27 protein-coding genes and 1 pseudogene are annotated in these 23051 nt (G+C 64.0%); 17 read left to right on the top strand and 11 right to left on the bottom strand.

Annotation, left to right across the window (positions count from 1 at the left end; translation table 11 throughout):
* Positions 1-26 precede the first annotated feature (26 nt).
* Positions 27-1904: a flagellar hook-associated protein FlgK gene (gene flgK, locus ACVWY5_RS23090; RefSeq protein WP_028337702.1), complete on the top strand. Its 1878-nt coding sequence runs from the start codon at positions 27-29 to the stop codon at positions 1902-1904.
* 7 nt (positions 1905-1911) lie between these two features.
* Positions 1912-3795: a flagellar protein gene (locus tag ACVWY5_RS23085; protein WP_028337701.1), complete on the top strand. Its 1884-nt coding sequence runs from the start codon at positions 1912-1914 to the stop codon at positions 3793-3795.
* Positions 3796-3931: 136 nt separating this feature from the next.
* Here the strand turns inward: ACVWY5_RS23085 and flbT are convergent, their stop codons facing one another.
* Positions 3932-4363: a flagellar biosynthesis repressor FlbT gene (gene flbT, locus ACVWY5_RS23080; RefSeq protein ID WP_028337700.1), complete on the bottom strand. Its 432-nt coding sequence runs from the start codon at positions 4361-4363 to the stop codon at positions 3932-3934.
* Between the two features lie 366 nt (positions 4364-4729).
* Between flbT and ACVWY5_RS23075 the strand changes: the two genes are divergently transcribed.
* The 3 genes from ACVWY5_RS23075 to ACVWY5_RS23065 all read left to right on the top strand — a co-directional run bounded on the left by ACVWY5_RS23075 (position 4730) and on the right by ACVWY5_RS23065 (position 6866).
* Positions 4730-5899, top strand: a complete 1170-nt coding sequence (locus tag ACVWY5_RS23075) for a flagellin N-terminal helical domain-containing protein (RefSeq protein WP_028337699.1) — start codon at positions 4730-4732, stop codon at positions 5897-5899.
* A 207-nt stretch (positions 5900-6106) separates the two neighbouring features.
* Entirely contained in the window at positions 6107-6472 is a 366-nt protein-coding gene (gene flaF / locus ACVWY5_RS23070; protein ID WP_016846762.1) for a flagellar biosynthesis regulator FlaF, read from the top strand.
* 28 nt (positions 6473-6500) lie between these two features.
* The gene (locus tag ACVWY5_RS23065; protein WP_016846761.1) at positions 6501-6866 is read left to right on the top strand and encodes a hypothetical protein; all 366 of its coding nucleotides are present in this window, start codon (positions 6501-6503) and stop codon (positions 6864-6866) included.
* A 118-nt stretch (positions 6867-6984) separates the two neighbouring features.
* Here ACVWY5_RS23065 and ACVWY5_RS23060 read toward each other — a convergent pair whose 3' ends face one another.
* The 4 genes from ACVWY5_RS23060 to ACVWY5_RS23045 all read right to left on the bottom strand — a co-directional run bounded on the left by ACVWY5_RS23060 (position 6985) and on the right by ACVWY5_RS23045 (position 9535).
* A complete protein-coding gene (locus ACVWY5_RS23060) occupies positions 6985-7371 on the bottom strand; it encodes a hypothetical protein (protein WP_028337698.1) in 387 nt (128 codons plus the stop codon).
* Positions 7372-7531: 160 nt separating this feature from the next.
* A complete protein-coding gene (locus tag ACVWY5_RS23055) occupies positions 7532-8035 on the bottom strand; it encodes a hypothetical protein (protein ID WP_028337697.1) in 504 nt (167 codons plus the stop codon).
* A gap of 19 nt (positions 8036-8054) precedes the next feature.
* Positions 8055-8411 carry a flagellar assembly peptidoglycan hydrolase FlgJ gene (flgJ, locus tag ACVWY5_RS23050; RefSeq protein ID WP_028337696.1) on the bottom strand — a complete coding sequence of 119 codons (357 nt, stop codon included), beginning with the start codon at positions 8409-8411 and terminating at the stop codon, positions 8055-8057.
* On the bottom strand, positions 8411-9535 hold the full coding sequence (locus ACVWY5_RS23045; RefSeq protein ID WP_028337695.1) for a flagellar basal body P-ring protein FlgI: 1125 nt from the start codon (positions 9533-9535) through the stop codon (positions 8411-8413). Before ACVWY5_RS23045 ends, flgJ begins: the two co-directional genes overlap by 1 nt.
* A gap of 265 nt (positions 9536-9800) precedes the next feature.
* Here ACVWY5_RS23045 and ACVWY5_RS23040 point away from each other — a divergent pair, with 265 nt between their 5' ends.
* Positions 9801-10214, top strand: a complete 414-nt coding sequence (locus ACVWY5_RS23040) for a flagellar assembly protein FliX (RefSeq protein WP_028337694.1) — start codon at positions 9801-9803, stop codon at positions 10212-10214.
* Positions 10215-10271: 57 nt separating this feature from the next.
* Here the strand turns inward: ACVWY5_RS23040 and ACVWY5_RS23035 are convergent, their stop codons facing one another.
* Positions 10272-10658: a winged helix-turn-helix transcriptional regulator gene (locus ACVWY5_RS23035; RefSeq protein WP_028337693.1), complete on the bottom strand. Its 387-nt coding sequence runs from the start codon at positions 10656-10658 to the stop codon at positions 10272-10274.
* Positions 10659-10762: 104 nt separating this feature from the next.
* Here ACVWY5_RS23035 and ACVWY5_RS23030 point away from each other — a divergent pair, with 104 nt between their 5' ends.
* The 3 genes from ACVWY5_RS23030 to ACVWY5_RS23020 all read left to right on the top strand — a co-directional run bounded on the left by ACVWY5_RS23030 (position 10763) and on the right by ACVWY5_RS23020 (position 12995).
* Positions 10763-11374 carry an NAD(P)-dependent oxidoreductase gene (locus ACVWY5_RS23030; RefSeq protein WP_028337692.1) on the top strand — a complete coding sequence of 204 codons (612 nt, stop codon included), beginning with the start codon at positions 10763-10765 and terminating at the stop codon, positions 11372-11374.
* A 210-nt stretch (positions 11375-11584) separates the two neighbouring features.
* Positions 11585-11950 carry an RNA polymerase-binding protein DksA gene (gene dksA, locus ACVWY5_RS23025; RefSeq protein WP_170991616.1) on the top strand — a complete coding sequence of 122 codons (366 nt, stop codon included), beginning with the start codon at positions 11585-11587 and terminating at the stop codon, positions 11948-11950.
* A gap of 238 nt (positions 11951-12188) precedes the next feature.
* Positions 12189-12995: a phytanoyl-CoA dioxygenase family protein gene (locus ACVWY5_RS23020; protein WP_028337691.1), complete on the top strand. Its 807-nt coding sequence runs from the start codon at positions 12189-12191 to the stop codon at positions 12993-12995.
* A 107-nt stretch (positions 12996-13102) separates the two neighbouring features.
* Here the strand turns inward: ACVWY5_RS23020 and ACVWY5_RS23015 are convergent, their stop codons facing one another.
* The gene (locus tag ACVWY5_RS23015; RefSeq protein WP_028337690.1) at positions 13103-13531 is read right to left on the bottom strand and encodes a winged helix-turn-helix transcriptional regulator; all 429 of its coding nucleotides are present in this window, start codon (positions 13529-13531) and stop codon (positions 13103-13105) included.
* Between the two features lie 97 nt (positions 13532-13628).
* Between ACVWY5_RS23015 and ACVWY5_RS23010 the strand changes: the two genes are divergently transcribed.
* Together ACVWY5_RS23010 and ACVWY5_RS23005 are read left to right on the top strand one after the other, a co-directional pair.
* Positions 13629-14657: an SDR family oxidoreductase gene (locus ACVWY5_RS23010; RefSeq protein WP_028337689.1), complete on the top strand. Its 1029-nt coding sequence runs from the start codon at positions 13629-13631 to the stop codon at positions 14655-14657.
* Positions 14658-14765: 108 nt separating this feature from the next.
* On the top strand, positions 14766-15551 hold the full coding sequence (locus ACVWY5_RS23005) for a 2-keto-4-pentenoate hydratase (RefSeq protein WP_028337688.1): 786 nt from the start codon (positions 14766-14768) through the stop codon (positions 15549-15551).
* Between the two features lie 165 nt (positions 15552-15716).
* Here ACVWY5_RS23005 and ACVWY5_RS23000 read toward each other — a convergent pair whose 3' ends face one another.
* The 3 genes and pseudogenes from ACVWY5_RS23000 to ACVWY5_RS22990 form a co-directional block, all read right to left on the bottom strand.
* On the bottom strand, positions 15717-16481 hold the full coding sequence (locus ACVWY5_RS23000; protein WP_028337687.1) for a carbonic anhydrase: 765 nt from the start codon (positions 16479-16481) through the stop codon (positions 15717-15719).
* A 239-nt stretch (positions 16482-16720) separates the two neighbouring features.
* Positions 16721-17436 (bottom strand): annotated as a pseudogene (locus tag ACVWY5_RS22995) (IS5 family transposase).
* Positions 17437-17692: 256 nt separating this feature from the next.
* Entirely contained in the window at positions 17693-18634 is a 942-nt protein-coding gene (locus ACVWY5_RS22990) for an IS110 family RNA-guided transposase (RefSeq protein ID WP_431014807.1), read from the bottom strand.
* A gap of 525 nt (positions 18635-19159) precedes the next feature.
* On the opposite strand from ACVWY5_RS22990, the gene ACVWY5_RS22985 reads away from it, so the two are divergent.
* The 6 genes from ACVWY5_RS22985 to ACVWY5_RS22960 all read left to right on the top strand — a co-directional run bounded on the left by ACVWY5_RS22985 (position 19160) and on the right by ACVWY5_RS22960 (position 22451).
* A complete protein-coding gene (locus ACVWY5_RS22985; RefSeq protein WP_016846748.1) occupies positions 19160-19483 on the top strand; it encodes an ArsR/SmtB family transcription factor in 324 nt (107 codons plus the stop codon).
* Positions 19480-19911 (top strand): SRPBCC family protein, encoded by a 432-nt coding sequence (locus ACVWY5_RS22980; RefSeq protein WP_028337182.1) that lies wholly within the window; start codon positions 19480-19482, stop codon positions 19909-19911. Before ACVWY5_RS22985 ends, ACVWY5_RS22980 begins: the two co-directional genes overlap by 4 nt.
* Positions 19912-19955: 44 nt before the next feature.
* Positions 19956-20189 carry a hypothetical protein gene (locus tag ACVWY5_RS22975; protein ID WP_028337181.1) on the top strand — a complete coding sequence of 78 codons (234 nt, stop codon included), beginning with the start codon at positions 19956-19958 and terminating at the stop codon, positions 20187-20189.
* A 46-nt stretch (positions 20190-20235) separates the two neighbouring features.
* Positions 20236-20679: a DUF1801 domain-containing protein gene (locus ACVWY5_RS22970; protein ID WP_028337180.1), complete on the top strand. Its 444-nt coding sequence runs from the start codon at positions 20236-20238 to the stop codon at positions 20677-20679.
* Between the two features lie 34 nt (positions 20680-20713).
* On the top strand, positions 20714-21217 hold the full coding sequence (locus ACVWY5_RS22965) for a GNAT family N-acetyltransferase (protein ID WP_028337179.1): 504 nt from the start codon (positions 20714-20716) through the stop codon (positions 21215-21217).
* Between the two features lie 319 nt (positions 21218-21536).
* Entirely contained in the window at positions 21537-22451 is a 915-nt protein-coding gene (locus ACVWY5_RS22960) for a phosphatase PAP2 family protein (protein ID WP_028337178.1), read from the top strand.
* Between the two features lie 227 nt (positions 22452-22678).
* Here the strand turns inward: ACVWY5_RS22960 and ACVWY5_RS22955 are convergent, their stop codons facing one another.
* Complete coding sequence (locus ACVWY5_RS22955; protein ID WP_050387610.1) at positions 22679-22999, bottom strand: hypothetical protein; 321 nt, start codon at positions 22997-22999, stop codon at positions 22679-22681.
* Between the last annotated feature and the right edge of the window lie 52 nt (positions 23000-23051).

Genomic DNA, 23051 nt, shown 5'->3' with positions numbered 1-23051 from the left:
TGAAGAAGTAAAGGCGAGTACACATCATGGGTTTGAGCCAAGCCCTTTCCACCGCGATGTCGGGCCTGCGCGCCACGCAGGCCTCGCTCTCGCTCGTGTCGTCGAACGTCGCCAACGCAGAGACGCCCGGCTACGTCAGGAAGACGCTCAACCAGGTCACCGGCACCACCGGCCAGTACGGTTCGAGCGTCCTCATCACCGGCGTCAACCGCCAGCTCGACGAATTCCTGCAGACCCAGCTCCGCACCGAGACCTCGGGCGCGGCCTACGCCGATGTCCGCTCGGATTTCATGGCCAATCTGCAGGGCGTGTACGGCAATCCCGACTCCACCGGCACGATCGAGGACGCCTACAACAAGTTCCTGACCGCGCTGCAGGGGCTGTCGACCAGCCCGGAATCGCAGTCGGCCCGCATCGGCGTGATCAATGCCGCGCAATCGATGGCGCAGCAGCTCAACGCGACGTCGCAGGGAATCCAGACGCTGCGCGCCAACGCCGAGGCCGGCATCAGCGACTCCATCAACAGCGCCAACAATGCGTTGCAGCAGATTGCGCGCCTCAATGTCCAGCTGGCGGCCAATGGCGGCACGACCGATGCCTCGACCGCGGCATTGCTCGATCAGCGCGACCGCTACGTCACGCAGCTCTCGCAGCTGATGGACATCCGCACCGTCACCAACAGCCAGAACCAGGTGAGCGTGTTCACCAATTCCGGCGTGCAGCTGGTCGGCACCGAGGCCGCGACGCTCAGCTTCAACGCCCAGGGCACGATGACGCCCAACACGTTGTACAATACCGACCCGACCAAGAGCACGGTCGGGACCATCACCATCACGTTCCCGCATGGCGGCACCTATGACATGGTGTCGACCAATTCGATTCGCTCCGGCAAGATCGCCGCCTATCTCGAGTTGCGCGACAACACGCTGGCGCAGGCCCAGACCCAGATCGATCAGTTCGCCGCCGCGATGTCGAGCGCGCTGTCGGACAAGACCACCGCGGGCACCGCGGCGACGGCGGGAGCGCAGTCCGGCTTCGACCTCGATCTCTCGGGGCTGCAGAACGGCAACACCATCCACGTCTCCTACAAGGACAACACCACCGGCCTCACGCATAATCTGTCGATCATCCGCGTCGACGATCCGAGCGTGCTGCCGCTGAGCAATACCGCGACCGTCGATCCCAACGACGAGGTGCTGGGCATCGATTTCTCCGGTGGCATGAGCTCGGTGCTGTCGCAGCTCAACGGCGCGCTCGGTGGAACCGGCCTGCAATTCTCCAATCCGTCCGGGTCGACGCTGCGCGTGCTCGACGACGGCGCCGCCAACAAGGCCGATGTGACCGCGGCGTCGGTCACCACGACGGTTTCGTCGCTGACCTCGGGCGATCCGCACCTTCCGCTGTTCACCGACAATGGCGGGCTCTACACCGGCGCGATCACCGCGAACGGCTCGCAGACCACCGGCCTTGCCGCACGCATCAGCGTCAACACCGCCTTGATCGGCGATCCCTCGCGCATGGTGGTGTACTCGACCAATCCGCAGACGCCGGCCGGCGACACCACGCGCGCCAACCTCGTTCTGAACCAGCTGTCGAACGCCTCGTACAGCTATTCGCCGCAGACCGGCCTTGGCACCACCGGCGCGCCGTTCACCGGCACGCTGCTGAACTTTGCCAAGCAGTTCATCAGCCAGCAGGGCGAGTCGGCGACCGCCGCCAAGCAACTGGCTGACGGCCAGGACGTCGTGCTGAACACGCTGCAGACCAAGATGGACTCGACCTCCGGCGTCAACATGGACGAGGAGATGGCGCATCTGCTTTCGCTGCAGAACGCCTATTCCGCCAATGCGCGCGTGATGTCGTCGATCAAGCAGATGTACGACGCGCTGCTGCAGCTCACGTGAGGGTAACATGTCGATCGACGGCGTAAGCGGCAGAACTTCCTATATCGGCACCACGATCCTCAACCTGCGGAATCAGCTCAATGACCTGACCACGCAGCTTGCGACCGGCAAGGTATCGACCACCTATGCGGGGCAGGGACTCGATCGCGGTTTCGCGCTCAGCCTGCGCGCGCAGATCAGCGGCATCAACGCGTTCTCCGATACCGCCACCAACCTCAACACGCGCCTGAGTGTCGCGAACCTCACCTTGCAGGGCCTATCCGACGTCGGGACCCAGGTGAAGAACGCCGCAACGACAGCGACGCTGACGCTCAACGACAGCGGCCAGACCTCGGGCCAGATCACGGCGCAGGCGGCCTTCGCCAACGCGGTCGCGATGCTGAACAGCCAGTCGGGCGACCGCTACCTGTTTTCCGGCCGCGCGATGGATACGCCGGCCACGGTGTCCGCCGATACCATGCTCAAGGGCACGGCAACCCAGGCCGGCCTCACGCAGCTCATCAATGAGCGCAAGCAGGCCGATCAGGGTGCCGGCATGATGGGGCGCCTGAGCGTCTCGTCGCCGCCGGCGACCACGACGGTCACGAGTATCGCCGAGGACGGCTCGCCGTTCGGCCTGAAGCTTTTGTCGGTGCAGTCGTCGTTGACGGGTGGCGCCACGGTGACGCAGCCGGCCGGTACGCCGAAGACCGCTTCGGTCGATCTCGGCGCCGTCAATCCGAAGGACGGCGACAAGATCAAGTTCAACTTCACGCTGCCCGACGGCACCACCGAAGCGATCGAACTCACGGCAACCACGACGAACCCGCCGCCCGCCGGCTCGTTCCTGATCGGCGCCGACACCGCGGCGACGACGGCCAACCTGCAATCGACCCTGACCTCGTCGATCAAGACGTTGAGCGACGCGTCGCTGGTCGCGGCGTCCGCGGTTGCGGCGTCGAACAATTTCTTCAATCCGGTCGCGACCGTGTCGGGCGCCGCGGTCAACAACCGGAACACGCCGCCGGGGCCGATCAACGGCGCCACGGCGCTGTCGGGGGCGGCGGGCACCGACTCGCTGTCGACGAGCTTTGCCGCCGGCGATACCATCACGGTGAACGGCACGCCGATCACTTTCGTGGCCTCGGGCGCCACCGGCAACCAGGTCAACGTCACCGACAGCGTGCAGACGCTGATGGCCAAGATCGACCAGATCAGCGGCACCAAGAACCCGTCGACCATCAGCAACGGCGCGATCACCCTGCACGGCGCCGATGGCGAGAGCCTGTCGATCTCGAGCTCCAACACGGCCGCACTCGGCGCGCTCGGCATCGCCAACAACACCACCGCAGCGCCGGCGCCGCTGAGGGTAGGGGGACCGCCGTTCGACACCGCCACCAACCTGGTCGCGGGCACGCCCGACAACACCGTCTACTGGTACACCGGCGAGAATGGCCCGGGGTCGGCGCGCGGCACCGCGGTCGCGCAGGTCGATCAGTCGATCACCGTGCAGTATGGCGCGCGCGCCAACGAACAGGCCTTCCGCTATTTGCTGCAGAACGTCGCGGTGTACGCAGCCGTCACAACCAATGCCAGCAACCCGAATGCGAGCGCGCAGGTGACGGCGCTCGCGCAGCGCGTGAGCGCCAACCTCGCCCCGCAAAACGGTCAGCAGCAGATCCAGGACGTGCAGGCCGAATTCGCCGGTGCCCAGACCGCGACCAAGGCGGCCACCGATCGGCAGACCCAGCTCAAGGGGATGGCGGAAACGATGCTCGACTCGGTCGAGGGCGTCAATCAGGACGAGGTCGCGACCAAGATCCTGGCGCTGCAAACCAGCTTGCAGGCGTCGTACCAGACCACGTCGATGCTGTATCAGACGACGCTGCTGAAATATCTGCCGATCGGCTGATCGCGCGCCCCTCGTCTCCAGCCAGCAAAAAGGCCTCCGCGCGGAGGCCTTTTTCGTTGAGGCGAGTGGGGCTGGAGCGTTTTCAAGCGAAGTGGACGCCGGGCCGCGCGAAGAAAACGCGTCAAAACAAGAATCTCTACGCGCTCTTGCGTGTGTCGTCCCGCTCGGCGTTCTGCTGGTCGCGCGCGGTTTCCAGCAGCTTCTCCTCGTGTGCGATCAGCTTCTTGGATTCCTTCAGCGCGTGATAGAGGTCGCCGTTGAGGATGAAGTTGTTGACGCTTTCGATGAAGGGCCAGGCGCTCGGCATCGCGGTGATGATGTCGCGCACCAGACTGAAATAGGTCGGGTGGTGCGCCATCGGGTCCGGCGACAGATACATCAGCTGTACAGCGAGATAGATCAGCTTTGCCGGCGTGTCCGCGGTCTCGGGCGTCAGGATATCCTTCTCGCGCAGGATCGGGATCCGGTCGCCGTCGATCAGCAGGCGGGCGCGCTGGTCGGTGTTGGTGATCACGCAATTGCCGACGATGATGCGCTCGTTCGGTTTGAGTTCGACCTTCAGGGCCATGACCGTTCTCCTTTGCCGGCAGTCGCGCGACGTCTTCGCTCGCGGAACGAAGTGGTTCGGCACTGCTTAGCAGCCGCCGTTGCGGCCCGGGGCCGATGCGACAGTGATCCTTTCCCATGATGGTTAATGCTTGGTGAACGAGGGGGCGGGCGCGAGCGTCGTTATCTGGCCGGAATTGTCAGTCGCCTCAGTAGTTTTCGGGGCGGACCTCGCCCAATGGCGACAATTTTATTCTTCGGCCTTTGTCTCAAATGCCGTGCTGGAGATTTCTTTTTCCTTCGCGGCTTGACCGCAGGATCGGCCATCCGCCCGATCAGAAAGGATTGGAGCGGCTTTTTCCTCAGTTTCACACCAGAAAGGTATGAAATGTCCGATATCATTCTCTCGTCCTCCGTTCGTCAGAACCTCCTCTCCCTCCAGTCCACCGCCGATCTGCTCTCCACGACGCAGAACCGCCTTGCCACCGGCAAGAAGGTCAACACGGCGCTCGACAACCCGACCAACTTCTTCACCGCGCAGTCGCTCGACAACCGCGCCAGCGACATCAACAACCTGCTCGACGGCATCGGTAACGGTGTGCAGGTGCTGCAGGCCGCCAACACCGGCATCACCTCGCTGCAGAAGCTGGTCGATACCGCGAAGTCGATCGCCAACCAGGTGCTGCAGAGCCCGACCGGCTACACCACCAGGTCGCAGGTCACCTCGACCGCGGCGCTCGGCGGTACGTCTGCCAACCTCGTCGACGGCACCACGATCAAGAGCGGCGACGTGCTGGCGATCGCGGCTTCGGCCGGCCAACCCGCCTTCAGCTTCACCTTCGGGGCCAGCACGTCGCTGGCGCAGCTGAACACGTCGCTGGCGGCCAGCAACCTGACGGCGAGCCTCGACAGCTCCAACAAGCTCGTCATCACCACGACCAATGACGCGGCGTCCTCGACGATCGGTGCGGTGACCTTCACCAACACCGGCGGCGGCACCGCGACTTTCAGCGCGGCCGGCACGGCCCCGGTTGCCGACCAGGCCTCGCAGTCGGCGCGCGCCGCTCTGGTGACGCAATACAACAACACCATCGCGCAGATCACGACCACGGCGCAGGACGCCTCGTTCAACGGCATCAACCTGTTGAACGGCGACAGCCTGAAGCTGACTTTCAACGAGACCGGCAAGTCGACGCTCAGCATCACCGGCGTCACCTTCAATGCCAGCGGCCTCGGTCTGAAGGCGCTGACCGCCGGCACCGACTTCCTCGACAACAACTCGGCGAACAGCGTCATCTCGTCGCTGAGCTCAGCGAGCTCCGCGTTGCGCAGCGAAGCCTCGACGCTCGGTTCGAACCTGTCGATCGTGCAGATCCGTCAGGACTTCTCGAAGAACCTGATCAACGTGCTGCAGACCGGTTCGTCCAACCTGACGCTGGCCGACACCAACGAGGAAGCGGCCAACAGCCAGGCGCTGTCGACCCGCCAGTCGATCGCGGTCTCCGCGCTGGCGCTCGCCAACCAGAGCCAGCAGAGCGTGCTGCAGCTGCTCCGCTAAGCGCGCCGGCAAGTGCTTCGAGAACGGCGGGGGAAACCCCGCCGTTCTCTTTTGTCTCCGGGATATTACGGTGTCTGTCCATGCCGTCAGAACGACGCATTTCGTAACGGCTGCTAACCATATTTAAAGGCGCCGGATGCATAAATATCGGGCGCTAGAATTGCGTCTTCGCGGCTCGAGAAATCCGCATCCCATCGAGGTCATTGAATGTCGAATGCAGCCCAGGCCTACGCTCGTACCTCCACGACGACGGCGTCCCCACGTGAAATCGAAGCGCAGGCGCTGTTGAAGGCCGCGCGGCAGCTGCAGGAAGTCCAGACGAACTGGAACGGTCCCGACAAGGCGCTCGATCACGCGTTGCTGTTCAACCGCCGGCTGTGGTCGATCTTTCTCAGCGCCGCGCAGGGCGACGACAATCCGCAGCCGCTCGAGATTCGCCAGAACATCGCCAATATCGGCGTGTTCGTGATGAAGCAGACCGTCGACATCCAGATGAATCCGGATCCGGCGAAACTGAAGTCGCTGATCGATATCAACTGCAATATCGCCGCCGGCCTTTCGGGTCGCGGCTGATCGATCGATTCCTGACGGAGCCCTCGGCATGGCCGACGTGTTGAGCATCCTGTCGGCCAACTACAAGGCCGCCGGCCTGACGGTCCCGTCGAAGACGCCCTATGTGGCCGTCGATCCGAACCTCTATGAGGGAAGCTGGAGCGGCAAGTACGCCAACAACAAGTCGTTCAACATCTCGGTGTCCAACGTCGATGGCTTCCGCGCCAAGGTCCACTATCAAAGCGACGGCACCAGCAAGTATCAGGACGTGCTGATCAAGGACGGCGGGTTCCGGATCGGCGATACCAAGTTCGCGCTGGTGCAGCAGGGGACGGCGTTGATCGCCAATGTCGTCACCGATCCGGCCACCGGGGCGACCTATCTCGACAAGGCCTATGCCACGCAGAAGACCTGAGCGGTCGTTGCTCCGCGCTAGAGCGCGATGAGATTAGGTTGAATCGTCATCGCGCCTTAGCTCTTTGTTTGAGCATGATCTTTTCGGAAAACCGCTTCGCACTTTTCCGGATCATGCTTTAGGCGCGGCGATCGGTGGCGCGCACCCGCGTCGGCGCGTCCTTGCTGAGATCGAGCGCGTGGAAATAGGCGCGGCGGCGCAATACGGCTTCTTCGGGAAACTGCCTCACCACCAAATTCGTGCGATTATCGACCACCTGATAGACCACGGCGCGCGCGTCGCGGTCGATGATGACCTGGTCGCTGACCGACGGAGCCTGATTTGAAATCGATGCGTTGACGGCGTTGGGATCGATGGTGACGCGCACGCTCGGCTCCGGAGCGGTGACGCTCTGGCTCGCCGGCAGTTCAGTCTTCACCGCCTTCTGCGCCGTATCGCTCGTGGGAGAGACCATCGGCGCCGCGACCGGTGCCCCCACCGGCTTGATGTTGAAATCTGTACTCATGGCAGCCTCGTAGTGCACAGGCACTAGTTCGCTTGAGTCAAATCCCAACCCCTCACGATCCGCAACTCTACGGGGAACCTCTCAATAGGCTGTTAGAAAACACGCTGAATGCCGCGCTGCCGGGGCGGCGTCGAATTGAGCTAAATTGTAAGCGTAGGCGTCAGAGCGTGCGGCTGATCGCGATCGGCGTCATGTTGCGCGGGCCCGGCGTGGCGCGCTGTCCGCTTGCGGTATAGGTGTTCGGAATGTTGCGGCGCTGCACCTCGGCATTGACGCCGCGCACGATGCCTTCGGAGACGGCATGCGCCGTTGCAAGCACGGTCAAATTCACCTGCAGCATAGCGCGGAACGTCTCGTGATGACGGCGCAGTGTCGCGAGCAGCTCGGGATCAGTCTGCGACAGCATCTTCTGCATCGATTTCAGATGCTCCACCGCGAGCATGTAGCGCCGCGACAGCTCGGACTTCTGCGGCTCGAGCCGCATGCCTTCGCGGATATTGCCGGCGCGGACGAACTCGGTCTCCTGCTCGATGACGGCAAGCAGGCCGCTCATCACTTCGGTCAGCTCGTTGGCGAGACGCGCGACGTCCGGCGGCGTCGACGTCGCGGACCGCGCGGCGGAGGCGGATGCTACTGGCCGCGGCTGCTGTGGACGCTGGTTCATCGCGCTGCTCCTTGAAACCCTAGCTCTTGTTCGCCTGCTGCAGGATCAGCGAGCGGAACACTTCGTTGGAAATGCCGACGCCGCCGGCCTTGGCGAAATTCTTCGAGTATTCGTCGGTCAGCATCGACCGCCATGCGCCGGTGCCGACGGTGTCGCCGTACGGGCCGTCGCCCTTCAGGCCGGTCGTCATCTGCGAGAACATCGAATTCAGGAACATCGATTCGAAATCAGTCGCGGTCGCCTTCGCCTTGGCGGCCTGCTGCGGCGTCACCTTCTTCAGCGCGTCCTGCAGCACGGGATCGGGGCGGCCGTTGAACATCGGCATCAACGCCTTGTTCGGCATGCTGCCGGTGGTGCTGTTGATCAGGCTCGCCATCACATCACCTCGATGTCGGCTTCGATCGCGCCAGCGGCCTTGATCGCCTGCAGGATGCTGATGAGGTCGCGCGGTCCGATGCCGAGGCCGTTGAGGCCGTCGACCAGCTGTTGCAGCGAGACGCCGTCCTTGACCACGGCGAACTTCTTGCCGTCCTCGCTGACGCCGACGCTGGTGCGCGGCGTCACGACAGTCCGGCCGCGCGACAGCGGATTGGGCTGGCTGACCTGCGGACTCTCGGAGATCGATACCGTGAGATTTCCCTGCGCGACGGCGACGGTGGCGACGCGAACGTCGCGGCCCATCACGATGATGCCGGAACGCTCGTCGATCACGATCTTCGCGACGAGATCGGGATCGACCTGCAGCTGCTCGATCTCGGTCAGGAAGGCGACGACGTTGCCCTTGAACTCCGTCGGGATCGCAAGCTGCACCGTGGAGGGATCGATCGGCTCGGCGGTCTTGACGCCGAGATAGTCGTTGACCGCGGCGGCGATCCGCTTGGCGGTGGTGAAGTCGGCGTTGCGCAGCGCGAGGCGCACATTGGGCAGGCGGTTGAGCGCGAACTCGATCTCGCGCTCGATGATGGCGCCGTTGGCGATCCGGCCGACGGTCGGCACGCCGCGCACGACGCTGGCGGCGGCACCCTCGGCCGCGAAGCCGGCGACCGCCACCGATCCCTGCGCCACCGCATAGACATTGCCGTCGGCGCCGAGCAGGGGGGTGACGAGCAGGGTGCCGCCCTGCAGGTTCTTGGCATCGCCGAGCGCCGAGACGGTGACGTCCATGCGCGTGCCCTGGGTGCCGAACGCCGGCAGATTGCCGGTCACCATCACGGCGGCGACGTTGCCGGTGCGGATGGTGGCGCCGCGGATGTTGACACCCATGCGTTCGAGCATCGCTTGCAGCGATTGCTTGGTGAAGGGGATGTTGTTGAGCGTATCGCCGGTGCCGTTGAGGCCAACCACGAGGCCGTAGCCGATCAGCTGGTTCTGGCGCACGCCCTCGATATTGGCGAGATCCTTGATCCGCGACGTCGCGGCCGCGGGCATGGCGGAGGCCGCCAGCGCCAGCAGCGCGGCGCAGGCCACTCCGAACAGATTTGCGATGCGGATGCCGGGCATCCCGATGCTCCCCTCGAACTGAACTCGCGGATCACACGACACTCCCATGACGGCGATCCGCCATTAACCATGCGAGCTGCGTGCCACTCCGCCTCGTTTGGGCAATGCTTTGATATATTTATCGAAATTGTTGGGTCGTCATTTTGCTCCGGTTCGCCGGGGAGCGCGAAACTGCCGCGCGGCGGCAGAAATTGCCGGGTCGTTTACGCGCCGTTAACCATAAAACAGCGATGCTCGGCCCATTCAGGCCTGCGGGATCACGACCATGCGCATCTACGGACCGAACGGCACCACGCTTGGCACGTCCACCAGCTCCACGCGGCGCACCTCGTCGAGCGGCTTCTCGCTGCCGGATGCGACGACCGCGCAGGAGGAGGTGCGCTCCACCGCGGCGCCGAAGGCCGCCGCCAGCCTCGATGCGCTGCTCGCGCTGCAGGGCGTCGAGGACCCGACCGAACGCCGCAAGCGCTCGGTGGCCCGCGGCAAGGGCGCGCTCGACGTGCTCGATGCGCTCAAGCTCGGCCTGCTGTCCGGCAATTTCGATTCCTCGACAGTGAACCGGCTGCGTGACGCCGCGGCGAGCCTGAAGGAATCCTCCGGCGACCCCGGCCTCGATGCCGTGCTCGGCGAGATCGAACTGCGCGTCGAGGTCGAGCTCGCCAAGGCCGGGCAATACTAGGCTCCTCTCGATCAACTCACCTGTCCCACGCCGCCAGTGCTTTCGGGCCGCAGTGCCTCAGGCCGCCAGTGCTTTGCGCTGCGCGTCGTAGCGGCGCTGCGCGGCCAGCACGTCCTTCAGATTCCGTTCGGCCCAGTCGCGCAGCGGATCGACGGCTTCGGCGAGCGTCGATCCGAGCGGCGTGATTGAATACTCCACCGTCACCGGCACCGTTGCGATCGCCCGGCGGCGCAGCAGCCCGTCGCGCTCCAGGCTTTTCAGCACCTGCGACAGCATCTTCTGCGAGATGCCTTCGATCGCGCGTCGAAGCTGGTTGAAGCGCATCGGCTCGCTGCGCAGCAGCAGCAGGATCAGCACCGCCCATTTGTCGCCGACCCGGTCGAGGATCTGGCGCGTCGGGCAATTGGCGGCATAGGCGTCCGGCTTGAGGCTCGTGGCTTTCATCGCGGTTACTCCGGCGTGATCAGGTGAGGCGAGAGTGCCTTCTTCACACCTACATCCTTTTCGCTATCTAGTCACCATTGGAAACTACCAATCGGAGACTTGAGATGAAGATCGCCATCGCCGGCGCGTCCGGCCAGGCCGGCTCGCGCATCGCCGCGGAACTCGCCCGCCGCGGCCACGCCGTCACCGCCATCGCCCGCAACCCGGAGAAGATCGCCAGCCTGCCCAATGTCACCGCCCGCAAGGGTGACGCGAACGACCAGGCCGCGCTGGCCGCGCTTTGGGCCGGCCACGATGCCGCGATCAGTTCGATCCATTTCCTGGTCAGCGACCCCGCCAAGCTGATCGGGGCTGCCAAGGCATCCGGGATCGGTCGCTATCTCGTGGTCGGCGGCGCCGGCAGCCTTGAGGTGGCGCCGGGCGTCCGCCTGGTGACCACCCCCAACTTTCCGCCCCAATACAAGGCCGAGGCCTCCAAGGGGGCTGAATTCCTCGACCTGCTGCGCCAGGAAAAGGACCTGAACTGGACCTTTTTGTCGCCCTCGGCACTGTTCGTGGCGGGCGAGCGGACCGGCAAGTTCCGCCTCGGAACCGACCAGCTGCTGACCGCCGCCGACGGCAAAAGCTCGATCTCGTTCGAGGATTTCGCAGTTGCACTCGCCGACGAAATCGAGCGCCCGGCCCATATCCGCCAGCGTTTCACGGTCGGCTATTGAGGGGGCAGGGCCGTCCCCGGGCAAGGCGGATAAGTTTGCCTGTGCAAGGCCTTGGGGGCGGCCCGCCTTTCGCGGTGGCAGATATTGTCTGTCACATGACGTGGCTATATAAGGCGCCGCGCGGAGGGGTTGTGTTCCCTCCGCCTGACAGGGACATGGCTGCCTTTGGAAAAGCTGAAGAACTACCGGCCGACTGAAAAAGAGCCTTTCATGAATGAGCGGCAGCGCGATTATTTCCGCGCCAAGCTGCTGGCCTGGAAGGATGAGATCCTCCGCGAATCGAAGGTCACGTTGCAGACGTTGCAGGAAGAGAACGTCAATCATCCCGACCTCGCGGACCGAGCGTCCTCGGAAACCGACCGCGCGATCGAACTTCGTGCCCGCGACCGTCAGCGCAAGCTGATCTCCAAGATCGACGCGGCGCTCCAGCGCATCGAAGACAACACCTACGGCTATTGCGAAGAGACCGGTGAACCGATCTCGCTGAAGCGGCTCGAAGCCCGCCCGATCGCAACGCTGTCGGTGGAGGCGCAGGAACGCCACGAGAAGCGCGAGAAGGTCTATCGCGACGAATAGTGGCGACGGATCGCCACGGATTGCTACCGGCGCGTACCGGTTGTACGTTCGCGCCGCCATGATGACACGCACTCTCCACATCGCTTCGGTGTTTTTCCTGGGCTGACCCCGCTTCCTCCTGGAAGCGCTGAGCGGCCCCACGAGCTTTCGCTCCTGGGATTCCAGTGAAACCGAATGAGCCGGTCAGGTTCCGCGCATAGCGGAGCATCGATGGCTGGCGACAGTTTGAGAGACAATCATGACCCATCGAAACGACGCGCCTGCGCTTGACGGCGCGCAGATCGAGCAATTCATCCAACAGGGCTTTGTCCGGATCGACAGGGCCTTTCCCCGGGAACTCGCCGACCAGGGACGCGCCATCATGTGGCGCGACCTGCCATGCAGCGAGCACGATCCTGCGACCTGGACGCGCCCGGTGATCCGGCTGCCCGGCTATGGCGGTGCGCCGTTCCGGCAGGCGATCAACACGCCGCTGCTGCACCGGGCGTTCGACCAGATCGCCGGTCCCGGCCGCTGGCGCCCGCGCGACGATATCGGAACCTTTCCGGTGCGCTTCCCGCATCCGGACGATCCCGGCGATGCCGGCTGGCATATCGACGTCAGCTTCCCCGGCGAGGATTGCGACCCGAACGAGCGCAGCGACTTCTCCGCCTGGCGGGCCAATGTCGTCTCGCATGGCCGGGCGCTGTTGCTGCTGTTCCTGTTCTCCGACGTCGGCGAGGACGACGCGCCGACCCGGATCAGGGTCGGCTCGCATTGGCCGATGGCCCGCTACCTCGCGCCGGCGGGCGAGGCCGGGCGCGCACGGATGGTGCTCGACGATGTCGGCGCCGACTGCGAGGTCGCGCTCGCGACGGGCGGGGCCGGCACGGTCTATCTGTGCCATCCGTTGCTAGTGCATGCCGCGCAGAAGCATCGGGGCACGACGCCGCGCTTCATGGCCCAGCCGTCGCTCGCTGCCGGCGAACCGTACCGGCTGGAACGCGCGGACGGTGCGTATTCGCCGGTCGAGATCGCGATCCGGCGCGCACTTGGCATGGAGTGAAGTCGATGATGCGTGCTCAGGCCTTGCCACGCATTCGTTGCACCTCTCCCGCTTGCGGGAGAGGGAATGTAATTCCTATGCCGAAACGGTTTATGGCGGGACGTCATTCAGGCGAGTCCGGCTCCGATTGGCATCTCGCTTGCTGCCGCGTGACGGCGCGGGCCGAACGTCTTCGACCATGCCAGCAATTCGCGGAAAGCCGGCGTCAGACTCCAGGCTGAATCCGTCAGCTCGTATTCGACCTGCAGCGGCTTCTCGGCGAGCACCTTGCGCGCCACCAGGCCGTCGCGCTCGAGCTCGCGCAGCTGCGCGGTCAGCATGTGCTGGGTGATCGGCGCGAGCGCGCGGCGCAGCGCGCCGAACCGCACGCCGCCATTCATCAGCGTGAACAGGATCTCGAGCTTCCATTTTCCCCCGAGCGCGTGGATCGCGTGCTTGAATTCGATCAGCACATTGGGGTCGGTGGGGCAGCTCTCGCATTCACCGCCGTCACACATATCGCTGGTATTGTTTTCCATACCGGTCTCGAATTTCATCCTACTTGTCCAAGGTCAGATAGTGACCAGATGCGGCCTGTGCATGGCGGGCAGTGCAATGTTGGGCCCATCCGCCGAACCATGAAGAGGGCAGCGCATGAGCAAGGTTTTGGTCACGGGCGGATCGGGATTCATCGGCGTGCATACCATCCTGCAGCTGCTCGCCGACGGGCATGCGGTGCGAACGACGGTGCGCAATCCGGGTCGCACCAACGACGTGATCGCGATGCTGCGCGAGGGCGGTGCGTCGGCGCCCGACCAGGTCGGCTTCGTAATCGCCGACCTGCTGCGCGACGACGGTTGGCGCGAGGCGGCCGCCGGGTGCGACTACGTGCTGCATGTCGCATCGCCGCTCGGCGCCTATGTGCCCGAGGACGAGAACGAGCTGATCGTCCCGGCGAGGGAAGGCACGCTGCGGGTGTTGCGCGCGGCGCGTGACGCCGGCGTCAGGCGCGTGGTCATGACGTCGTCGTTCGCGGCAATCGGTTACGGCCATCCGCCGCAGGCGGCGCCGTTCAACGAGACGGTGTGGTCCAATCTCGATGGCGAGGGCGTGCAGGCCTATACGAAATCCAAGACGCTGGCCGAGCGCGCCGCCTGGGATTTCGTCGCGCGCGAAGGCAATGGCCTCGAGCTTGCCGTGGTCAATCCCACCGCGGTGTTCGGCCCGGCGCTCGGTGCCGATTTCTCCGAGTCGATCGGCATCATCAAGGCGCTGCTCGACGGCGCGATGCCGGCGGTGCCGCGAATCCATTTCGGCCTCGTCGACGTCCGCGATGTCGCCGACCTGCATCTGCGCGTCATGATGTCGCCCGAGGCCAGCGGCGAGCGCTTCCTGGCGGTCGCCGGCGAGACCATGTCGATCCTCGCGGTCGCCCGGGTGCTGCGCGCAAAACTCGGCAGCAAGGCGCGGCGCGTGCCGCGGTTCCAGGCGCCGGACTGGATGATGCGGCTCGCCGCACGGCGCAACCCGATGGCCCGTGCGGCGCTGCCGCTGCTCGGCAAGGTGCGCCGCTCGACCAGCGCCAAGGCGCAGCACCTGCTCGGCTGGCGCCCCCGCGGCAATGAGGAGATGATCGTCGCGACCGCGGAGAGCCTGATCCGGCTCGGTCTCGTCAAGGGCTGACGGCAGCTCCCGTCCAGCGTGCTTGCCAGACGCGTCGGCGAGTGCTGAATTGCAGTGAGCAGACGGAGGCGCCACCGCGCCGCCGAGAACATCAGGGAGGCTGCGCAGATGGATCGGGTCCTCGCGGCCGCAAAGGCGATCGCCAGCGCGCGTCGCAGCCGCGCGCCGCTCAAGGCGCTTCCGAAGGACGTCGCGCCGCGCGACGAGGCCGAAGGCTATCAGGTGCAGTACGCGCTGCACGATCTGATGCAGCCACACGTGGGCAGCCTCGTCGGCTACAAGATCGGCTGCACCAGCGCGGTGATGCAGGAATATATCAACATCCCGCACCCCTGCGGCGGTGGCGTATTCGAGAAGGTCGTGCATGACAGCGGCGTGCGGCTGCCGGCGGCCGAGTTCGTCCATGTCGGCGTCGAGTGCGAGATCGCGGTGCGGCTCGCCCGCAATCTCGCTCCCAGCGAGGCGCCGTTCACCGCCGAATGGGTCGCGGAAGCGATCGATGATTACTTCCCCGCGATCGAGATCGTCGACGACCGCTATGTCAAATGGGAGACGCTGGGCGCGCCGACGCTGATTGCCGACGACTTCTTCGCCGCCGGCTGCGTCCTCGGCGAGGCGGTGCCGCGCATCACCGTGCCCGATCTGCGCGCGGTGGCGGGACGCGCGATCGTCAACGGCAAGGAAGAGGGCCGCGGCACCGGCGCCGACGTGCTCGGGCATCCCCACAACGCGCTCGCCTGGCTCGCCAATCATCTCGCCACTGAGGGCCGTGGCCTGCATGCCGGCCAGATCGTGCTGACCGGGAGCCTGGTCAAGACGGTGTGGCTCAAGGCGGGCGACGTGGTCGTGATGGAGCTCGACGGCCTCGGCAAGGTGGAAGCGACCTTTACGTGAGGTGACGTTGTGCGAGCCTGCCTCCACATAAAGATGTCGTCCCTGCGAAAGCAGGGACCCATACCCCGCGGCGGCCGTCGTGAACCGTGCTCGTCGTTCCGGCGCCGTGCAACAATTAGCATTCGTGGTCCCTGCTTTCGCAGGGACGACACCGAGTTGCGACGTTCACCTGACTTTCAAGTCGCCGGCCGTCTTGGCGTCGGTGACCAGTTCGACCTTGCCATCGGTCAGCCGGTAGACCGCGCCGACCACCCTGAGCTTGCCCTGATCGACCGCGGCGCTGAGGATCGGCGTCGCCGATTTCAGCTTCGCGACGTTGTCGATGACATTCTGCCTGATGGCGTTGGCGAGGCGGTCGCCTCCCTTGCCCTCGGTCGCCTTCACCGCCGGTGCGATCGCATTGACCAGCGAGGGCAGATGGCCGGGCAGGGTGGTGTTGTCCTTCAGCGACTTGATGGCGGCGTCGACCGCCCCGCAGCTGTCGTGGCCGAGCACCATGAACAGCGGCACGTTCAGCACGGCCGATGCATATTCCAGGCTCGCAATGGTCTCGTCGCTGGCGAAATTGCCGGCGACGCGGCAGACGAACAGATCGCCGCGGCCGGTGTCGAAGGCGTATTCCGGTGCGATCCGGGAGTCCGCGCAACTCAGGATGCCGGCGAACGGATTCTGTCCGCCGGCCAGCGCCTCGCGCTCGTGCTTGAAGTCATGTCGCCGCGAGACGCCTTCGACATAGCGGAGATTGCCCTTCACCAGCCGCTCCAGCGCCGCGTCCGGCGCCAGCACATTCTGCGGCTTCGGCGGCGATTTGGTTTCCTTGGCGGAAACCGGTGGTGCAAGGGCGAGGCCGGCTGCGGTGCAAGCCGCGGCAGCGAGGAAGCGGCGCCGGGAGGTCCGGGTCGGAGCTGTGATTTCGCAAAGCTGGCACATCAAAAATCTCCGTAAAATTATCCGAGAATAGCAATCGCGTCCGTGCAAAGGTTGTAGATCATGCGCAGTGCCACCGCAACGACGCGGTTTCGCGCTCCGAGCCGCCGCGTTCGCTGTCGTCTCTGCGAAACCAGCAGAACCGTCATCTTGAGGCGCGGCAACGGGTCCGCGCGAAGCGCGGCCCGATGACAGGCTCCGCGCGTCTCGAGGGATCGACGGCCACTAGGTGGTGTTGACACTTATCGCATCCATAGGACGATTGCAGCGAGCGTGACGATGGCTCGGTAATTTCGGGCGGTCTTTTCGAAGCGGGTTGCGACGCGACGGAACTGCTTGAGCTTGCTGAAGCAGCATTCCACGAGGTGGCGCTGGGCATAGAGATGCTTGTCGAGCGGATGTTTGAGGGCTCGCGAGGGGTTGTTGGGGATGACGGCGATCGCGCCTTTGGCTGCGATGGCCTGGCGCAAATGATCGGCGTCATAGGCTGCATCGGCCATGACGACCTCGGCGGGCAATCCCTCGATCAACGTGGCGGCTTGCGGGGCATCGCCCTTCTGGCCTGCGGTGAGGGTGAACCGCACGGGACATCCCAAACCTCGAACGGCCATATGTATCTTGGTGCTCAAGCCGCCGCGCGAGCGCCCGATCGCTTGATCTTCAGACCCCCTTTTTTTGCCCCGGCGGCGTGCTGATGCGCCCGGACGATGGTGGAATCGACGATCAAATATTCGAAGTCCGGATCATCGGACATCGCCTCGAAGATCCGCAACCAGACACCCTTGGTGCTCCATCGACTGAAGCGCCGGAACACGCTGTTCCAATCCCCAAACGCCTCCGGAAGATCACGCCAGGGAGAGCCCGTGCGAACGATCCAGAGCACCCCTTCCACGAACATCCGGTTGTCGCGTCCGGTCGAACCTTTCTGGTCGGGCCGGCCAATGATGAGCGGCGCCATGCGCTCCCAAGCCGCGTCGCTCAACACCAAACGATCCATCACACCCAAGGCCGCCTCCCAAAAGAAGCCTTGAATCTGATTTGGCCTCAAAAGGGAATCCCTAGAGTCCACACCGCCTAGCGGGCCGTGCATCCTTCGAGGCTCGCTGCGCTCGCATCTCCAGCGGCAAAGGCGAAGCCTTTGCGCCGGCATGACGGTATTCGAGTTGTGCGTTGCGGCTCTCTGCATGCGTCGTCCCGGCGAAAGCCGGCAACTGTTATGTCGGCTTGGTCTGCAGGTAGGGCTTTCTGTCGCGCATCATGGCGTTGAGGACCGTTAGGAGCTTCCTGGCGGCGGCAATGAGAGCGAGCTTGGCTGGTTTGCCGACCTGTCGCAGCCGCGCGTAGAAGGCCTTGAATGGATCGGCCCGACGAACCGCGTTCAGAGCCGCCATATAGAGGGCGTCACGAACGCGCTTTCGGCCGCCGGCGATCTTGCGTTTTCCACGGAAGGCGCCGCTGTCGACGTTGAAGGGGGCAAGGCCCGCGAGCGCGGCGATCTGCTTCGCTCCAACATGTCCAAGTTCCGGCATCTTCGCGATCAGCTGCATGCAAGCCACGGGACCCACGCCCGGCAGTGAGCGCATCAACCGCGCATCGTCCGCGATCTCCGGCTCGGCCTTGGTCAATGCGTTGATATCGGCCTCGATCTCGGCGATCTCGCCATCGAGAACCTCAATGAGCCGACTGATCCGTTCGGCCATGGCGCGGTCGTCGGCCTCGCTGCGCCGGTTCTTCTCCTGCGCGCGCATGAGAACCAGTTGGTCCCGCCGTTTTGCAAGCCCTGCCAAAGCGTTGCGGGCGGGATTGGCGGCCCGCTCGGTTGCCGGCTGCATGACCCGGCCAAAGGCCGCCAGCATCCGTGCATCGATCGGATCGGTTTTGGCAAGTTGGCCGCTGGCCCGCGCAAAATCGCGAGCTCGAGCCGGATTGATCCGAGCGAAGCGGACACCGGCCTGGCTTAGGGCCTCGCGAAGCGCGAGGTCATAGGCGCCCGTGGCCTCGAAGACGACCAGCGCATCGCATCGCCAACGCGCCACCTGCTGTGTGATGGCCTGTGCCGCGTTGGCGATGCGCCTGGACACGCCGTCAGCTTCATCAAAGATATCGAGATGCTTCTTGGAGACGTCGATTCCGACATAACGAGGGGGTATGATCACGGTGCCTGTCCCTGTGATGCGAGGTCTGTTGGCGCAGCCTCGTGCAACTGTTCAGGTTGGTAATGGAACGGGCGGGAGGCCGAGCCGGCTCACGGCGTCAAGCGCCAAGGACCCAACGGCTTCCCGCCCAACCCATCCTGACAGACTTCCAAGACACAGGGACCCATACGCCGCGGCGGATATCGTAGGCGGGACTCGTCGTTGCAATAGCGCTTAACAACTTGCTTCGGTGGTTATGGGTCCCGGCCTGCGCCGGGACGACACTGAGTGTTTGTGCTGTCATATTCGGATAAAGCGAAATATCTTCACGCGCCAGGATTGACAGGTTTTGCTGATTTGCCCGACGGGCCGATCGGCGCCACCGGATAACCTGTGGGTTATGAAAGGCGCGGGCGGTCTTGTTGCGCCATCGCGCCGGAAACCTCAGGTGGCGCGGCCGCTGTCGAGCCGCCGAAGTTTGCGGTTGACTTATCCATAGCTGGCTGGTTATACGTTAATCCATAACCAATGGGTTATTTATCGCAAATGCCTGACGCTCACGACATCCTGTTTCGAACCCTCGCAGACCCGACCCGCCGGGCCATCTTCGAGCGCCTGTGCCGCGAGGGCGAGCAGACCGTCGGCGCGCTGACGGCCCGTGCCAGGATCTCGCAGCCGGCGGTGTCGAAGCATCTCGGCGTGCTGAAGCAGGCCGGGCTTGTGCGCGATCGCCATGAAGGCAGGCAGACCCATTACAGCGCGCAACTCGGCGCGCTGGCGCCACTGATCGATTGGACCAGCCAGATGGCGGGCTTCTGGCAGAACCGGTTCGACCACCTCGAAGATCTCCTCAAAAGGATGGACCAATGAACAAGACCACCGCTGAAACGCGCTCCGCGATCGTCGAGCGTGAATTTCCGCATCCGCCGGAAAAGCTCTGGCGCGCGCTGACCCAACCGCATCTGATGGAGGAGTGGCTGATGAAGAACGACTTCAAGCCCGAGGTCGGGCACAGCTTCAACCTGCGCGGCGAGTGGGGCGGCGTGCTGGACTGCAAGGTGCTCACTGTGGAGCCGCACAGGACGCTGTCCTACACCTGGAATTTTGCGCATGCGGATGCCGCCTACAATCTCGAGAGCGTCGTGGTCTTCACGCTGACGCCGACGGCGACCGGCACCCATCTGCGCGTCGAGCAGTCCGGCTTCCAGCCGCATCAGAAGCAGGCCTATGGCGGCGCCCATGCCGGATGGAAGCAGTTCCTCGAGAATCTCGATCAGCTGATGGCGCGGCCGGGGTGAGGCGCGTTCGCGAACCCGCAACATTCATCCAACAGGAGGTCACATTGAACTGGAACAACTGGATCCGGCAATCGCACCGCTGGCTCTCGATCGCCTTCACGGTTGCCGTCATCATCAACATCGTCGCCATGATCCTGCAGCAACAGGCGGTCTGGATCGGCCTGCTGGCGCTGTTCCCGCTGATCTTCATGCTGCTCAGCGGCCTCTATCTGTTCGCGTTGCCTTATCTGTCGCCGCGGCGTCAGCATGGGGGATCGACGTCCGCGTCCCAAGTGTGATTGCATGACGTGACGGCTTGGGGCGGATGAGGCGCGAGAGACAGCAATGACGGCATCGGAACGTATCGACCGGATGATCGAGGACCTCACCGACTGGCGCGGCAAGACGCTCGCCGATCTGCGCAAGAGCATCCTCGCCGCCGATCCTGAGATCATCGAGGAGTGGAAGTGGATGGGCAGCCCGGTGTGGTCGCGCGACGGCATCATTGCGGTCGGCAATGCCCACAAGGGCAAGGTCAAGCTGACCTTCATGTATGGCGCGCAGCTGCCGGACCCCGACAGACTGTTCAACACCGGCTTCGAGGGCAATGTGCGGCGTGCGATCGATCTGTTCGAGGGCGACAAGATCAACGATCGCGCCCTCAAAGCGCTTATTCGTGCCGCGATCGAACTCAACCAGGCCAAGTCAAAGAAGCCGTCAAGGAAGCCGGCGAACAAGCCAGTGACGAAGGCCGCGGGTACCCGCGCGACCGCAAAGAAGAAGGCGTGAGCTGCGCCGGCATGGTGCTCGCGATCCATCCGCGATGATCAAGACCAGGCTCGCCACATGGTCCGATGCGGACGCCATCTCCGCGCTGTTGACGGCCGAGAGCGGGGAGCACGGCGGCATGTTGCTCGGGCGATGGCCGCGCGAGGTGATCGAGACGCGCATTGCAAACGGGCAGCCGATCGTTATCGCGACCGATGATGAGGGCAGGCTGCTCGGCGCGCTCCTGACGTCGGAGAAGGGATATGGCGAGGCGCCGCCGGTGCAGGCCATGCTGACGGCCTGGCCAGGCAGTCCCGATGCATATGTCTACGGCCCGGTGTGCGTCTCCCGAAACGCGCGCGGCCTTGGCGTGCTGGAGGCGTTGTACGCGAAGCTTCAAGCGACGTTCCGCGGCCGCGAGGCAATCCTGTTCATCAGGGAAGACAATCCGCGCTCGCTGAAGGCGCATCTGCGGCTCGGCATGCGCGAGGTCGCGCGATACGACTTCGGCGGCAAGGTCTTCATTGTCCTGAGCGACAGGCCGGATCTCCGTCAGTAGCCGGCTCTTCGGGCATTTGGGAACCCAACTCCCCCTTTCAGAGATATAGCGAAATAAACCGTTCACCATTGGACATGAAGGTTGTCCGGTTGTAGCTGTGTACCGACGCAACTTAACGAGTGACTGCTAAACCTGTGGCTGTGGAATGAGCGGGTCTCGTGTCGAGCCGCCCGCTGGAATGGCAGTCGGAATGCTCAGTCAGTTGCTTGGTCCGTCACGGATCGCGTCGTCGGCGGATCTCCCTGCCCCGCGAAGGGTCTCTCCAGAGGCGAAAGCTGCGGCAGAGACACTTCAGGGAACCCACCCCTACAAATGGAGCATGCTCGGCTCATGGCTTGTTGCCCTCGCGGCGAGCGGTTTCACCGGCTTCCTGCTTTGGAGATTTCGGATCGCGATCGACGCCAGGGATCTGGCGCTGTTTTCCGGCATGATGGCGTTCCTCATCATCGTCCATGTCGTCTACGGCAGATGGCGCACCGCGCCGACACTCTCTCATTTGGGTGGCGCCGTCGCTGCGACTTGCTGGTCGATCGTGGCGGCCGCGGTCATCAGCCTGGTCGGTTTGCGGTACAAGTTCCCCTTGATCGATGACGTTCTCGGCAACGCCGATCGTGCGGTCGGGGTCGATTTGCCGTCCATGATCCGGTGGTTTGCGGATCATCCCTTGCTGTCCCATCTGCTATCCGTGGCTTACGACAGCTGGTTGCTCCAGCTTGCCGCACTGCTGCCGTTCCTGGCCATGATGGGACGCTTCGACAAGCTCTGGCAGCTGGTATTCGTGTTCAGCCTGACCGTGGTTGTCGCTGCAACGTTTTCAGTGTTCTGGCCCGCCAGGGGAGCTTTTGCCTATTTCCACCATCCGATAGAGGTGCTTGAGCAGCTTCCCGACGGCGCAGGAATCTATCATCTCGCCAAGTTCGAGTATTTTCGCAATGCTCTGTCTCCGAACGTGTCATTCGAAAATCTGCAAGGCGTGGTGACATTCCCGTCGTTTCACACCTGCCTCGTCCTGATGACGATTTGTGCGACGACAGGGACGAGATGGCTGCTCGCCGTTACGTTGATCTGGAATGCGCTTGTGCTGATCGCGACCGTTCCGATCGGCGGGCATTACGTCATCGATCTGTCCTGCGGTGGACTGCTATGGCTGGCTGCGATGGCGATCGAGGCGATCCTCGGCAGATCGTACGCCACCATGCGCGGAATGCCGGTGCCGGAGGCAGCGTCCGCCTAGTGTGCTGAATGCGAAGTTCGTGCGATTTCGCGGCAGCCACTTTCACGAACTTCGCATTCATAAAGCACACTAGAATCATAAGTTTGCTAGTGTCCTTATCGAATCCGAAGTTCGCTCCGAAGGTGCGGCAAATGATGCGAACTTCGGATTCGGGACACTAGGGGCTCGCGCTCGCGGTGTCCGATCTGGCGATCAGCTCGGCGATGCCATCGTCGATGGTCGGCGTGCTAGGCCGAGATGTCGACCGCCTGGCCGGCCTTGCCGGCGTTCTTCTGGAACGCCTGCTCGATCAGCTCCTTGATCTTCTGCTCGACCGCGGCGCGCTGATCCGGCGTCATGTTCTTGAGGTCTTCTTCCGACATGCCCATGCTTTTGAGGATGTTCGCGCGCATCCGGTCCATCGGGCTCATCTGCGCGTATTTGAGAAACTTCTGCTCGACGGTATCGCCGAGCGAGCTGCCGCCGGTGGCGTCGGCGGTCAGCGGTTTCTTCAATGTGCCAGTCGTCATGCTGGCGGTGACCGATCCAAGGGCCGAGATCGACGTCATCTGCGCGCAGTCCCCATTGCAATGTTGCAATCGTGGAGCAAATGGCGTGCCA

The sequence above is a fragment of the Bradyrhizobium sp. USDA 3256 genome (assembly GCF_054058275.1).
Note: the sequence above shows the minus strand (reverse complement) of the source record. Positions and strands in the feature narration are given on the sequence as shown.